Origin of the sequence: Affinundibacterium nitidum (genome assembly GCF_014284155.1) — a bacterium.
Lineage (GTDB): Bacteria > Pseudomonadota > Gammaproteobacteria > Burkholderiales > Burkholderiaceae_D > Undibacterium > Undibacterium nitidum.
On the sequence record NZ_JACOFZ010000003.1, the window covers coordinates 85,208 to 99,277 of the forward strand.

The following is a 14,070-nucleotide window of genomic DNA, read 5'->3' on the forward strand; positions in this document are numbered from 1 at the left end:
TCCAGAACACGTCATCCGTCAATCGACATTAGCAGCTAGCTGCAGATGGCGCTGCGGAGATGGAAGGTGCACCAGTCACAGAAGTTGGTTCTGTATATTTGATGAAGCACGTCAGACCTTTAGTCGTTCCTGCCACGCTATTTGGGATAATCGCAAATTCAGTTGCTGTAGTTGCTGGAGAATTGGCTGTCGCAGCTGCACCTGGAGCGATCAAGGTGTAGTCACCGCCGACAGCTGTATTGAGGCCGGAAGCTGTTGCGAAACCCGCATCCGCCTTCGGATATCCAGAAGCAACCACAGTCGCGAAAGTGACTGTTGCGCCTTCCATCGTTGTTGTCGCTGGAGGCGGTGTTGTCACCAAATACTTACCATGTGCCATAGCAGCAGCGGCAGAAATGGAGCCGCGTGCAGCATTCAAAGAAGCAATACGCGCGTCAGAGCCAAAATCAGCAAATTTAGGCAACGCAGTCGCTGCCAAAATACCCAGGATAACAATCACGACGATCAATTCGATCAAAGTAAAACCTTGTTGTTTGGAGCTCGTATTCATAATAAATTCCTCAAATGTATGCTTTTAAATAATTCAAATCATTCATTGCAACTTGTGCAAAATCACCTTGTGCAATGAAAACGGCAATTTAGGCACTTTCACTATAACAGCAAATCATTGCTGTTGTGAAATAAATGCTAGTACTATTTTACACGTAAATAACAGTATCACATAAGCGAAACTGAGCTATTGGAAACTTTAGACCATTTCTTGCGGTTTACCAATTCTGATTCAACAGATTCGCCTTTAAATACCAGATACGAAAGTTTATTTTACATTTCCGTGATTTCACTGTCGGAATTCCACGACACCATTCAGCATTGGTAAGCCACCCGCGCTAACTACCTTGCGCAGGGTTAGAATGATCACGTGCCACGGCAATCGTCTGAGTCCACCGAAACTTTTACTCAAATCCCTATGCGCCAAGAATTTTCAGCAATCAAAGAATACAGTGAGCTTGATGATATTGGTGTCAAACAGGTCATTAGTTCTTATCGCCCAGCGATTATTCGCGGCTTAGTCAAAGACTGGCCTGTAGTGCAGCTAGCCAAGCGGTCATCACAAGAGCTACTACAATATTTGGCCGATCACGATAGCGGCGTTGACGTTGATGCCATCATGTTGCGACCTGAACATCAGGGGCGAGTGTTTTATAACGAAGCACTCGATGGCTTTAACTTTATTAAGAACCGTCTGCCACTGACAAAAGTGCTCGAACAGTTATTTCGCTATGCCCAGTTTCCGACGCCGCCATCGGTGGCGGTGCAAAGTGCATTGATGTCAGACTGCTTACCTAGTCTATTGCCACAGCATCGCATGCCGGTGTTATCAGAAGAAATTACCCCTCGTATCTGGGTGGGTAATAAAATTACAACGCCGACCCATATCGATGGGTCAGACAACATTGCTTGTGTGGTCAGCGGGCGACGTCAGTTCGTTTTGTTCCCGCCTGAACAAATCGCCAATTTGTACATTGGTCCACTCGATTTCGCGCCTACGCCATCGCCCATTAGCATGGTGAATTTACGAGAGCCAGATGTTGAACGCTATCCCAAATTTCAAGAAGCCTTGAAACATGCGCAAACGGCAGTTTTGGAACCTGGTGATGCGATCTTCATTCCGAATTTGTGGTGGCACCACGTCGAGTCGCTCGACCAAATCAATATCTTGATGAATTACTGGTGGGGTGGTTCGAACTTCTCAACTGAGAATAAAACCTCACCGTATGGTCTGCTGATGCAAGCTTTATTAGGATTTAGAGACTTGCCTGCCGCACAGCGTGAAGCTTGGGGCAGTATTTTCGAGCACTATGTTTTTTCTGCTGAACATCCGGCGAGCCACTTACCGGAACGTCTGCATGGCGTACTAAAGCGTTGAGCAATCTTGACTGGGATTTAATCGAGTATGAATGAAAAAGGCGACCATAACCAAGTGGTCGCCTTTCTATTTAATTATTTGAGTTAGGCTAACTTCTTGGCACTAACGAAAGCTTGATCCAAACGTTGTAGATTGTCTTTGTGAAAGGCCAGATGATGCTTATTCCAATGCTTTTTAAGCTTCTCGATTTCACTGCGTTGCGCTTGCGCAGTTTCGACCTCCCCCACACTTAGCGCCCAGATCGCATATTCGACATAGGCTTCGACACTACCATATTGCGAAACCGCCTCCACAAACTCAATACGTGCTTCAGCTTGTTTGCCCTCGGCGCCATAGGCTTTGCCAAACAAGATATACATTGCCTCTTTACGAAAACCTGCATCTGCAGTCCGAATTTTTTGCAACAAATCTAAAGCCGCCGCACTTTGACCATTTTGCAAACGTGCGCGCGCAGCGCCGTAGAGCATTTCTTTCTCGTTTGCGAATGGACCTTGTAAGCAAGCCTCATACAATTGGGCGGCGTGCTGTGCATCACCTGACTCTAAATAGGCAGCGGCCAAACGCATTTGATTTTGCGCTGATGGGGTTAAATCAAATGCCTGTTGCGCCTCACGAAGTTCGCGTCCTGGATCGAGCACATTAATCGCTGCGTTGGTCACCTTACGGACTTGACCAGGCATTCTTGAATCAGGTAGGTAAACGGCAAAGAAATAAATCACACTGCCAAACAATGGGAACAGAATCAAAATCATCACCCAGTACAATTCTTTACGATTGCGTACTGCATGAATAGCAAAAAAAATAGCCGCGAGAATATGCGAAATAGAGATGAGATAAGCCATAGATCAATTCAGAATGAGAACACGCCGCAAACATAGACAGGACGCCATTTTACACGCAAAGTGCTAATAAAAAAGCGCCTTTCCCATCATGGGCAAAGGCGCTTCTCGTGTGGGCTTGCTGGCTATTTGAACGAATACTGCGCGCTCACATAGAAGAAACGCCCACGTGGGTCGGTATAACTCGGGTCATACCCCGAAATAAAGAAATTCGCTTGATTTGAAAACGGTGGTGTCGTGTTCAACAGATTTTGCACGCCAGCACGTACCGTTAAGGATTTGTTGTAATTATAAGCCGCAGACAAGTCCCATAGCGAGTAGGCCTTGACCTTGTTCGCAGCGACGATGCTACCGTCGTCGATATTAATCGCGGAGTTTTGATCATCGTAGCCCGAGTAGTAAGTATTGCCAAGACTCAGCCCATAATCACCCTGCTCCCAGCCTAAGGTCAAACGATGACGCCAACGTTGTACCACGCCATCGGTCACAAACTTCCCTAAGTTACTCACATACTTATCGCCAGGATTCGTTTGAATTTTCGAATCGAGCATCACAGTACCGAGCATACGAGCACTGAATTTGCCAAACTCGGTTTTAATCCCATGCAATTCGACCGCTAGATCCAAACCCGTTGCAATTTGCGCGCCACGGTTTTCTTTGCGCAACTCAATGTAATCGATATCACCATCTTCATTACGATGTACCAAATTGCCGTACTTGGCGAGATTGCCCAAGATAATGTCATCGCCAATTTCGCTAATCAAATCCGTGCGTTTGATATTCCAATAATCAGCACTGAAGGTCCATTGACGGCTCGGTTCAAAGATCATGCCCAAAGTGTATTGACGACTACGCTCCGGTTTTAAATTTGGATTGCTGTAACGACGCGTTGTCCAATTATCAGCGCAAACTGACAAGTCATTGTCATTGGCCGCGCAGCTCACAGGATCAGGCAAAGTCGCAGTCGAACTGACTACCAATGGGCGATACAAGTCGGACATCGATGGTGCACGGAAACCACTGCCCACCGAAGCGCGGAACAACAAGTCTTTACTTGGTTGGTAACGCAAACCCAATTTCGGACTATTCGCACCGCCTACACCTTGATAGTGGTCATGACGTACCGCCAATTGGGCTTCCCACTGCTTGCTAAACGGCACCAGCAACTCACCAAAGATCCCGCCCACATTGCGAGCATCGTCCGTACCACGACCACCTTCTGGTGCGAAGTCATTATTGATATTGTCGCTCATCAGCAAAGCCGATGGTGTGAATACCGTACGCTCACGACGCAATTCACCGCCAATGGCGAGTGACATATCGCCGCCCTCCAACCGCGTCAAACTACGCGAGGCTTTGAAATCGAGGCTGGTCATGGTGCCGCGTGCATGGCGTACTTCATCATTGACTTGGATACTGTTTATCAATGCCACGCCCGCTGCGCTTGATGGGCCAAAGGGATTGATCAAACCATCTGCGATCCCTTTCAACAGTTTGTCGTATAAGACATATCCATGCGTATCTTTGTCGCGCACTGTGTTCACGCTTTGGTTGAGGCCGATATCGTAATCCCAACCAGCGACATTACCATTAAAACCAGCGACCACGCGTTGTGCCTCACTGGTTAATTCACTTGTACGATTGCCTGCTTCTTTCAAGCGCATACGCAGAGTCAGCTCACCTGGAACATCATCATCAACTAACGTATCGAGCCCCGTATTGGCCAACTGCGGCACTTTTTTGAAATCGAGGTAGCCTGTCACGCGCGCAGAAGAACCTACGTAATACGTCTTTGCTTGGCTCCAAGAAGCTTCTGCATAGAACTGATGATTGGGATTAATTTGAAATATCGCACGGCTCAACAAGCTACTTTTCTCAGATTTCGGGTACAGCTCCGTATCACCCATATAGTCGTAAGTACAGGCATCAACACCGCCCGTACCAGCGGGCAAATACAAGTTGGCGGCTGGTTTGCAATTCGGCACAGAGAGATTAATCAAACGATTGGTGATTGGCTTACCGTTGATTTTGAAACCTTGTTCCTGGAGGTAATCACGTTGATTGGAAGTTAAACGGATATTCGCAGGATCGGTGTAACTTGATAGCAGATGACCTAATCGCTGAGGAATCTGCAAAGCAGGAATGAACTTGCGTTGCGATGTAAAGAGACTACCCGTGTGCTGGTTATCAAACACCGCAAACACGTTATAACCATCTTTTTGTAGGTCACCAACACCGCCGCCCAAAGTGAAGGTTCGCTTAGAGGCTCCACCTTCTTGTGTGCGCCCCCAATAAGTGCTGGCTTCAAACCCTTGGAAATCTTTGCGCGTGATGAAGTTGATGACGCCGCCGATCGCATCTGTTCCATACAAGGAAGAAGCGCCATCGAGCAAAACTTCAACGCGCTCGATTGCAGCGGCAGGAATGTTATTCAAATCCACACCTGCATCATCCCCTGGCGACGCGAAGTTCGCCATACGGCGACCATTGAGAAGAATCAAAGTCGATGAAGTACCAAGACCACGCAAGTTCGCGGAGTTAAAGCCTCGCTGATCCCCACCGACGTTAATGCTAATACCATCAGTCAAACCGCCGACATTGGCAGCCACTTTCGACAGCAATTCCGATGCAGTGGTCACGCCCGCTTTTTGAATATCTTCACGGCTAATCACCTGCACTGGCAATGCCGATTCACTGTCGACACGTTTGATCGCAGAGCCAGTGATTTCGACACGGGTCACTGGTTTCGCTGGTGTGGCATCCTGCTCTTGGGCCTGCGCAAACTGCGTAGCCTGAGTCGCCACCAGAATCAAGACTGCTTGTGCGATAGCGCGCAAAGGTGTGGCCTTAATATGAGCCAGCTCACCCAATTTCACTTGTTTTGTCATCTGTATTCTCTTTCTCGTTAATTGTTATTCGTCGAATTACTGAAGCAGGTTCAATCATAGATCAACATAAGATACGAATTGCCAATGCTGCTTTTGGCAACGTCTTGGTAGTTGATTTGGTTGACGTTTTGACCAAAAAATTATATTTTTTAATGCCGCTCAATAGAAACGAGGTCAATCGAGCGTACCGAGATCCATGAGAAGACAACGATGTGCCAACGCAAATCACAGCCCAGCTTTTTCTATCGCACTAAAAATGGCATTCTTTGAACTTCCATCGTTACGCCACCCATAGAGCAGCTCTTGAACTTTTCCGTTTTTCAGGAACACGAATTGCGGCCAGCCGCCGGCATCGATTGTTTTCCATTGTTCATCTTTACCGGGCATATACATAGGGAGGCTCGGATTTTTCTCATTCCAAGCACGCACAAAATTCATTGGCAAACCATTTTCAAGCGAGGAGATGAGAATCATATGAGCCTCTGAAAACCGAGCATAAAGTTGCCTATCTCGTTCTAAATCTGCGAACAACTTCCGACAGAATCCACAGTTCTCGGACACCAAAAGTAATACTTGAATTTTCCCTTTGACTGTCGGCATAGGTTGACGATAAAGTTGGCCACGCTTTTCGACCATCAGACTTAAATCCGAGGTTTTAAAGTGACCTTCCTCATTTAGCTTTGGAATGGCTACATTCGATAAGTGAGGGCGACTCGCCACCAATGCCCGGGCCGCGTCTAGATCTCGCTGAACCAACATATGCTTTAAGAGGCGCTCATCCAAACTTCTTCGGGTATCAATACCACGTTGATTCAACACAAGGTGAAGCCGTTTTAAATCACTAAATGCTCTCGAACTTGCGGTCATGAGATTGACCTCATCAACGATCTTAAACAGCAATAACAAATTACCTTTACTGGTCGAAGCGAGGGTTGAAGGTTGCAAAAGTGCAGACAATTGTGTTCGATAAAACGACTCAGTTTCTCTCCACACCGCCGTAGAGTTCTCATCCTTCTCACGTGCGGTGTCTTGATCCAAAGATTTCCTTAAACTTTCTGTTAGGCTTGCGTAATCAGGGCTCACATTTTCATAACGAAGAGGTGCGCCAATCGGAAAATTTTGAGGAAAAAAACGCTCGACTCCGAACAATTTATAGACCTGAAAGGCTTGATCGCGCTCCAACTCCTCAATCGGCACAGCAAAATCAAACCGAATCACTTGACCATCTCGCCACTCGACATTTCGCAGAATTTTCTCACGAGAGTATGGGGTTAGTTGATCCAAGGGGTTTGGGCCCTGCGCCAACATTTGTTCAAGGTCTGTGAAATTTCTTAGCACTTGCGTAGTGGTATTTGATTCCGTTAATTGAGCAGGTGGAGCCCGATCAATAACTTGTGCACCACTGATCGTGCTAAATACCAAAAGTAGTGGAACGAGGAAAAAAGAAAGGATTTTCAATTGAGAACGCATCAAAATTCAAAAAAACATATCAGAAGAAAGCAATAATGCCAACGCATTAAGAGTTGCGTCAGCAACCGAGGAATAATCTTCACCGTCTACCCGAGTTAATTTGTGAAGAAAAGCTTTAACGCACTTTGATCATCATTTGATACAGACAACTCGCACTTGTTTCATGTCCGTAATTCCAGACAAAACTTTCTCAATACCGTCCATCTTTAACGTAAGCATGCCGTCTTCTAAGGCTGCGGTAAACAACTGTGATACACGTGCATGTTCCTGGATCAGTTTTTTGACAGGATCAGTTCCTACCATCAATTCGTGTAAACCGACACGACCTTTATAACCGCCGCTGCATTTGTCACAGCCTTGGGCACGATACAGTTTGAGTTGACCTTTTTCGTCGCCATACGTGCGCATCCAGTGCTTGAGCACTTTGAGTTTTGCGGCATCTGGTCCCTGTTGGAATTCCGTCGTCGGTAAAAGCTCTGCACAATACTCATTGAGTAAGCTGGCGATTTCTTCTTTGCCTGGTTGGTAGGCGACTTTGCAGTTGCTGCATAAACGCTTAGCTAAACGCTGCGCCAAAATACCGAGTAAAGCATCGGCAAAATTGAAGGGGTCCATGCCCATATCGAGCAAACGGATGATCGATTCCGGCGCACTATTCGTATGTAAAGTCGCGAACACTAAATGACCTGTGAGTGAAGCCTCCAGACCAATCGATACCGTTTCTTTATCGCGCATTTCACCGACCATGATGACGTCAGGATCCGCACGCAAGAAAGCGCGCATCACTGTCGCAAAATCCATCCCTGCTTTGCGATTCACTTGAACTTGGCGTAGGCCTTTTTGTGTGATCTCGACTGGATCTTCAGCCGTCCAAATCTTGGTTTCAGGGCGATTGAGATAATTCAACACCGAGTGCAAGGTCGTGGTTTTACCCGAGCCTGTCGGTCCGCATACAAAGAAAATCCCATAAGGCTTATCGACCACATCTTTGAGACGCTTCAAGTTGTGCGGCAAGATGCCTAATTTATCGAGCGGAATAGGTTCACCCGCGGCCAAAATACGCATAACCACGTCTTCCATACCACCAGCTGAGGGAATCGTTGCTACACGTAATTCAATATCGAGTGGGCCGTATTTCTTAAACTTGATTTTGCCATCTTGTGGCTTGCGCTTCTCGGAAATATCGAGGTCACACATGATCTTGATACGCGCCAGTAGTGCATTGCGATAGCTGGCTGGAATCTCAATATAGGGCGTCAGCGAACCATCTTTACGGAAGCGTATCAGTGTTTTTTCTTTGCCGGGGCGTGGCTCAATATGAATATCGGAAGCGCCTTGTTGATGCGCATCGATGATAATCTTGTTGAGCAACTTGACCAACTCATTTTCTACTGCAGCAGAAACATCATTACTGCTGGTACCGCTGCTCTCTTCATCGTCTTCTTCTAAGCCCGAAAGCAGTTCATCGACCGATCCTGAATTCGCTGTTTGACCAAAAAATTGATCTACCGTTTGCTTGAACTCGCGTCTAGTCGTCACCTTAAAATGCAATGGCAGGCCGGGGAAAATCATACTCACTACTCGAGTTGCTTTCACCTGCTCGGGGTCTAATGCCAAGACAGTCATGCCACCCTTTTCATCGGCAATTGGCAACCAACCGGTCTCGTCCACGTATTGACGTTTTAAGCGCTTGACCAACTCGATATCAACCACCCGGTCGGCACGATAGCTCTCGTATTCAACGTTAAAAAACTTGGCTAAAGCATGACCCATCTGTTCTGGATGCACTTGAAACTCATCAATCAACACGTCTTCTAGATCAAGTTGTTTTTGTCGCGCGTTGGCGATCGCTGTCTCAAACTCGGCAATCGACACTATGCCTTCCGTGACCAAATAATTGAGTTTTGAGGGCGGTATTTGAACGTTTTTACTTTTTTGCGAAAACGCAATCGATAAGGTTTCGCATAACTCTTTCACGCCTTCTTGGGCAATGATCGTAAATGGGTCGCCATGTCGGCTGTTAATGAATTGAATAATACCGAGCAGCTGTCCTGTCTTAGCTTCGATGATTGGCGCTACTAGCATTTCACGCGTGCGATACCCTGTTTTTTGATCGATCGCTTTTTGGAAATGCAGTTGTGGAGAAACCTGTAATAACTCATTTTCATCGTAGACGTCGCGAATACATAGAGTTTCACGGTGCCCAGCAACGTAACCAGCAATACTCTGATCAGAAATCGGCAAGCGAATGTCCTTGAACGAGTTAAGACCTTTCTTCACTTTTGAAATCAAATTTTTGCCATCGGGCGCTACCGCGTATATGGTCAAGCGATCACAATCAAACAAATCACAAATATCTGCTGTGAGATCCAGCATGATCTGATCCACCGCATTCGTCGCATGGATCTTATTCGTTAAAGTTTGCAGACGCTTAAAGAAAATTAAACGCTGTGCCGAAGTCAGCGGTTTATCCATTCCCGTTACAAAAGCTTGCTTCACCTGCATTTTGTTTGTCTCTCGCATTTCTAATTGGGGATCACTCAAATCGAGGTCCTCAGATTCTCACTCAAAGCCATGGCAAAAAAATCCATGTTTATTGCCTGATTTTCTACTGCCTATTATCACTCAAAGCAGCAAGAAATCGCGCTTTAGAGAGTATCGCTAGGGTCAGATCGCAACAAAAAAGCATTAATTCAGCACTTTTCAATTAGTGCCTTATCTAAAACTACAGATTTTTTGCGCGGCACTCCCTTAGAGAATAGCTTTTTTCGCATCGCACGCAATTATTTTTAAAAAAGATTAGGTGATTTTCGCAAAGGCATGTATATTCCGCCCTGTACTTGTATCAGGTCGTAATCTTGTTGGTCCCAATTCCGCATGGCTGTTCTCTTCTAGTCGTTCTGTTTGTTCTCCTTCGGTTTCATCTCTTGGTTCTCAGTGCCACCGGACAATTTCGTCCAACGGCAAACTGAAGTTCGTACGCACATACTTTGTGCGAAACGTTTTTCATCTTTGCTTCAAGAAAATAGATCTCAACTTGTTTCTATCCCGATTCGATCGGTGAGGAAATCGAGTTAGATCAGACAACACGAAGGAAATAACATGAGTCAGCAAACAGGCATCGTCAAATGGTTCAATGACGCAAAAGGTTTTGGTTTTATTACACCGGATACAGGTGGTGCGGATCTGTTCGCCCATTTCCAGGACATTCAATCCAATGGTTTCAAAAGCCTTTCAGAAAATCAGCGCGTCTCTTTTGAACGCACTGCCAGCCCAAAAGGCGACAAAGCCAGCAATATTCAGGTTTTGTAATCAATTTTTAATTGAGACAGAGATTCGCCATTGCATCTCGCACTCGCGTTAACCACTCCGCAGATAGCGTTGGGAAGACAATAGTTCGTAGATCGCAATCAAAGAAAAAGTGATTGAGGCTTTGCCTCATCGTTCTCACCGGCGTGTAGCACCACACAGATAGTGTGGGCAAGCGAAAATGGTGTAACGGTATGCCGTACCGGATGCGGCAGACTCACCCAACACAGAATAAGAACAGCGGAACGAACCCGCCGCAATCAACTTTTGTAAGAGCACCATGCAGATAGCACGGGCTTGAGATCACATGACACACTTCGCAGATAGCATCGGTGTTATGGAAAGTTGATGCATGCTTTTTTATACTAATTGTTGTTCACGAAGCCCGCCATTTGGTGGGCTTTTTGCTTTTCAATTTACTCATTTACGATGAGAATGTTGGTAGCACACGTCAATTTAGCTGCGATGGTTTGACCATACTTCACACACACGCGATACTGGGCGGCGTTCAGCATTTGCTGAGTTTTTCCTAATCACTGGAGTTTTCTATGAAGTTTGCTTTTTCCTTGACGGCGGTTGCCGCAGCTTTGAGTTTTTCAGCTTTCGCACAAGCGGCCGATGTGCTGATTTCAGCGAGCCAAATGCTCGATGTTCGCACTGGAAAAATGATCGCTAATCCGCAGATTCTCGTGCGTGATGGTCGCATCGTCAGCGTTAAACAGGGTGCCCAAAGCGTCAGTGCTGAGACCAAGAAGATCGACCTCGCTGGTATGACCTTGGTCCCTGGTTTGATTGACATGCACGTGCATCTTGATAGTGACCCAACTTATGGCGGTTACAACACGCTACAGTTCAATGATCGTTTCTGGTCAATCATCACTGTTCCACACGCAAGCCGCACTCTAGATGCAGGTTTCACCACAGTGCGCAATGTGGGTTCAGACGCTTGGAATGACGTGGGCCTACGTGAAGCAATTGATGAAGGTAAAGTACGCGGACCGCGTATTGTCACTGCAGCTTATTCGTTCGGCGCTACAGGTGGCCATTGCGACTCGACGTTTTTCCCGCCTTCGATGAATCAACGTAGTCCTTACAATGCAGATAGCCCAGAGGAAGGCCGCAAACGCGTACGTGAATTGCGTAAGTACGGCGCGCAAGTCATTAAGATTTGTGCGACTGGTGGCGTGTTCTCACACAATACGGAACCTGGTCAACAGCAATTAAGTTTGACCGAGATGAAGGCAATTGCCGAAGAAGCACATCAATGGGACTTGCGTGTAGCAGCGCATGCTCACGGCAGTTCCGGAATTAAGGATGCGATTCGTGCGGGTGTCGACACTATTGAACACGCAAGTTTGATCGATGACGAAGGTATTGCCCTCGCCAAAAAGCACGGCGCTTATTTGTCGATGGATATCTACAACACGGACTACACGCAATCAGAAGGCAAAAAGAACGGCGTGTTGGAAGACAATTTGCGTAAAGACCGCGAAGTTGCCGACATTCAGCGCGAAGGCTTCCGCAAAGCCCACGCTGCTGGTGTGAAAATGGTGTACGGCACCGATGCCGGCATTTATCCTCACGGTGACAATGCGAAACAGTTCGCGACCATGGTCAAATATGGCATGACGCCGGTTCAAGCGATTCAAGCTGCTACCATCAACGCAGCAGAAGCATTGGCTAGCAAAGATGTCGGCATTATCGAGGCGGGCCGTTTTGCTGACATGGTTGCTGTCAAAGGTGACCCAAGTAAAGACGTGCGTCTGTTAGAAAATGTCGCCGTCGTAATAAAAGCTGGCGAAGTGGTTAAGGGCGGTGGCAAGTAAGAATTGCAATAGCTCTAACTAGCTAGGAAGCGCGAACCTAAAAAGTTCGCGCTTTTTTATTGGATAGTTAGCTTGATTTTTTGGTGAGTTTCAACTCACTCATAATCTGCGCAGCACGAGCAGCAGCGGCTTGTTTTATTTGTGGCGTCGCTTGTTGGGCCATGTCGGTTCGACGAAACCAATTGGCGCTGATGTCATCGCCCAATTGATCTGAGATCAAATGCCAAGCATAAGCTTCGGTCGAATTTTTCTCCTGAAAGTAGAGCTCAGCGATAATGCCCGCTGAACGCACATTGCCTGCGACTAGGGCATCTTTAAACGACTGCTTGGCGGCCGCTGGGTAATCAACACCCTGCTCAAATTCGGGATTATTCGTCTGTCCATTCAACTCAAAATAGTATTTTTCGCCGAGATGTACCATGGCATAGGCATCCCCCGACTTCGCCAACTGCTTCAATGTTTTAAGATCCTTGGTGTAATAATCGGTTGGCACCATGTACCCCAGATCCGACATTTTCTTGCGCCGTGCAAGTTCCTCTGCTGAAACCACTTCTCTTTCTGGTTCTGGCACTTTCGTTGGATCGAGCTTCGCTATGGGCCCGAAATCAGGGACTTTTACCTGGTCGCCAGAAAGCTGAAAGGGCGATGCCTGCCATGGGTTCGCCAAATTTCCCTGTGAGTGAGAATGATTTCCCGCTTCATGCATAAGGCTACTCGGCGATTCAATTTTATCTTTCCCAGTAGCGGCGTTCCGGCTGGCGACAGCAAGCTCTTGTTGTTCCTGGGCATTCAACGACTGCCAAAACACATAGCTTGAACCGGCCAAGAGCACGCCCACCGCCGCGAGTGCTATGTTCAGTTTATTCATGTCATGCTCCTCGTTTTTCGATTTCTTTATTCTTCTTAATTTTCTACTTGAGCAAGAACCGAAGGCCTGGTGAGTCAGCGGTTCTCGCCATCTACCTACATCGTCTATTTGAAGACTTAAACTCGCGGTAAATTATTGAGGCATTTAGAAATGCCGTTCGTGTAGCCCCATCGCGTGTAGTAATCCCGTTGAGCTGGGGTGCCATGATCGCCACCCGCATACGCGCGCGCCGTACTGACTGCTGTTGCTAGGAAATTAGGATAACGCAAGCTATCAACTGCATAGCGGATGAAAGAGCCGCCAGCGCAGTCTGCTTGTAACTCCATATAGGGCTGACCTGGATTAATGTTGTAAGTAAATTGAATCGTGTGCCCCCACTCATGGCCCAAGATTGCTTTCGCTGCGTAGTTGCCGTAGTTATTCTCTGCATTTTGCAAAAAGGAACTTCCTACACTGATGGTATAAGGTCCACATGCAAATGCAGACAGCTGAGATTCCCCACAAGCTCTACGATCCACGTAAATCGTTGGATTGGAATAACGCCCAAAAATTCCTCGGATCTCATTTCCCGTATTGTTGATGTAGGTTGAATTGACGGTCATCGCATAAGCAATTTGAGCGGCACTAGTCAAACCAAAGACTAACGCCAATGCTACTTTCAGCTTCTTATTCATGTTACTTCCTCCTAGATTCGGACCCATTCTTACGTAGGCCCTGAAGAATAAAGATACTGGAGAGAAGGACAATTTTTTCCGTCTCACAGCATCACGTATTGGCTCGAGAATTCGCACCAACGGAGCTTGAGTAGAATCGAAATGAGATGAATTGAAAAGCTGTTCATCGCACATGAAACTGCGAAGACATCGTTAAGAAGCTTGCCGCATTTCAAGGTACGGGTATTTACACCGAAAAAGAGAGAGAAGATTTATCCAGCTGGGTTAGG

General features: G+C 46.8%; 10 protein-coding genes. 3 read left to right on the forward strand and 7 right to left on the reverse strand.

The annotated features are described in order from the left end of the window. Window positions 1–28 precede the first annotated feature (28 nt). The gene (locus H8K36_RS19615; RefSeq protein ID WP_186916569.1) at window positions 29–550 is read right to left on the reverse strand and encodes a prepilin-type N-terminal cleavage/methylation domain-containing protein; all 522 of its coding nucleotides are present in this window, start codon (window positions 548–550) and stop codon (window positions 29–31) included. 417 nt (window positions 551–967) lie between these two features. Here H8K36_RS19615 and H8K36_RS10295 point away from each other — a divergent pair, with 417 nt between their 5' ends. Continuing rightward, entirely contained in the window at window positions 968–1,927 is a 960-nt protein-coding gene (locus H8K36_RS10295; protein ID WP_186916568.1) for a cupin-like domain-containing protein, read from the forward strand. An 83-nt stretch (window positions 1,928–2,010) separates the two neighbouring features. On the opposite strand, the gene H8K36_RS10300 is transcribed toward H8K36_RS10295, so the two are convergent. From H8K36_RS10300 to H8K36_RS10315, 4 genes are all read right to left on the reverse strand, one after another. Next, a complete protein-coding gene (locus H8K36_RS10300) occupies window positions 2,011–2,769 on the reverse strand; it encodes a hypothetical protein (RefSeq protein ID WP_186916567.1) in 759 nt (252 codons plus the stop codon). Between the two features lie 122 nt (window positions 2,770–2,891). Then, window positions 2,892–5,654, reverse strand: coding sequence for a TonB-dependent receptor (locus tag H8K36_RS10305; RefSeq protein ID WP_186916566.1), 2,763 nt, complete (start codon window positions 5,652–5,654; stop codon window positions 2,892–2,894). A gap of 225 nt (window positions 5,655–5,879) precedes the next feature. Next, complete coding sequence (locus H8K36_RS10310) at window positions 5,880–7,124, reverse strand: hypothetical protein (RefSeq protein WP_186916565.1); 1,245 nt, start codon at window positions 7,122–7,124, stop codon at window positions 5,880–5,882. Window positions 7,125–7,256: 132 nt separating this feature from the next. Continuing rightward, complete coding sequence (locus H8K36_RS10315) at window positions 7,257–9,668, reverse strand: GspE/PulE family protein (protein ID WP_230404524.1); 2,412 nt, start codon at window positions 9,666–9,668, stop codon at window positions 7,257–7,259. A gap of 558 nt (window positions 9,669–10,226) precedes the next feature. Between H8K36_RS10315 and H8K36_RS10320 the strand changes: the two genes are divergently transcribed. Both H8K36_RS10320 and H8K36_RS10325 read left to right on the forward strand, forming a co-directional pair. After that, window positions 10,227–10,436, forward strand: coding sequence for a cold-shock protein (locus H8K36_RS10320; protein ID WP_186916564.1), 210 nt, complete (start codon window positions 10,227–10,229; stop codon window positions 10,434–10,436). 545 nt (window positions 10,437–10,981) lie between these two features. After that, window positions 10,982–12,259: a Xaa-Pro dipeptidase gene (locus H8K36_RS10325; protein ID WP_186916563.1), complete on the forward strand. Its 1,278-nt coding sequence runs from the start codon at window positions 10,982–10,984 to the stop codon at window positions 12,257–12,259. Window positions 12,260–12,326: 67 nt separating this feature from the next. On the opposite strand, the gene H8K36_RS10330 is transcribed toward H8K36_RS10325, so the two are convergent. After that, the gene (locus H8K36_RS10330) at window positions 12,327–13,127 is read right to left on the reverse strand and encodes an SEL1-like repeat protein (protein WP_186916562.1); all 801 of its coding nucleotides are present in this window, start codon (window positions 13,125–13,127) and stop codon (window positions 12,327–12,329) included. Window positions 13,128–13,243: 116 nt separating this feature from the next. After that, window positions 13,244–13,801, reverse strand: coding sequence for a neutral zinc metallopeptidase (locus H8K36_RS10335; protein WP_186916561.1), 558 nt, complete (start codon window positions 13,799–13,801; stop codon window positions 13,244–13,246). Window positions 13,802–14,070: the final 269 nt, after the last annotated feature.

What these genes read in the sequence shown, in the direction of transcription:
- H8K36_RS19615 (WP_186916569.1), bottom strand. Translation starts at nt 550, where the DNA reads ATGAATACGAGCTCCAAACAACAAGGTTTTACTTTGATCGAATTGATC.
- H8K36_RS10295 (WP_186916568.1), top strand. Translation starts at nt 968, where the DNA reads ATGCGCCAAGAATTTTCAGCAATCAAAGAATACAGTGAGCTTGATGAT.
- H8K36_RS10300 (WP_186916567.1), bottom strand. Translation starts at nt 2,769, where the DNA reads ATGGCTTATCTCATCTCTATTTCGCATATTCTCGCGGCTATTTTTTTT.
- H8K36_RS10305 (WP_186916566.1), bottom strand. Translation starts at nt 5,654, where the DNA reads ATGACAAAACAAGTGAAATTGGGTGAGCTGGCTCATATTAAGGCCACA.
- H8K36_RS10310 (WP_186916565.1), bottom strand. Translation starts at nt 7,124, where the DNA reads ATGCGTTCTCAATTGAAAATCCTTTCTTTTTTCCTCGTTCCACTACTT.
- H8K36_RS10320 (WP_186916564.1), top strand. Translation starts at nt 10,227, where the DNA reads ATGAGTCAGCAAACAGGCATCGTCAAATGGTTCAATGACGCAAAAGGT.
- H8K36_RS10325 (WP_186916563.1), top strand. Translation starts at nt 10,982, where the DNA reads ATGAAGTTTGCTTTTTCCTTGACGGCGGTTGCCGCAGCTTTGAGTTTT.
- H8K36_RS10330 (WP_186916562.1), bottom strand. Translation starts at nt 13,127, where the DNA reads ATGAATAAACTGAACATAGCACTCGCGGCGGTGGGCGTGCTCTTGGCC.
- H8K36_RS10335 (WP_186916561.1), bottom strand. Translation starts at nt 13,801, where the DNA reads ATGAATAAGAAGCTGAAAGTAGCATTGGCGTTAGTCTTTGGTTTGACT.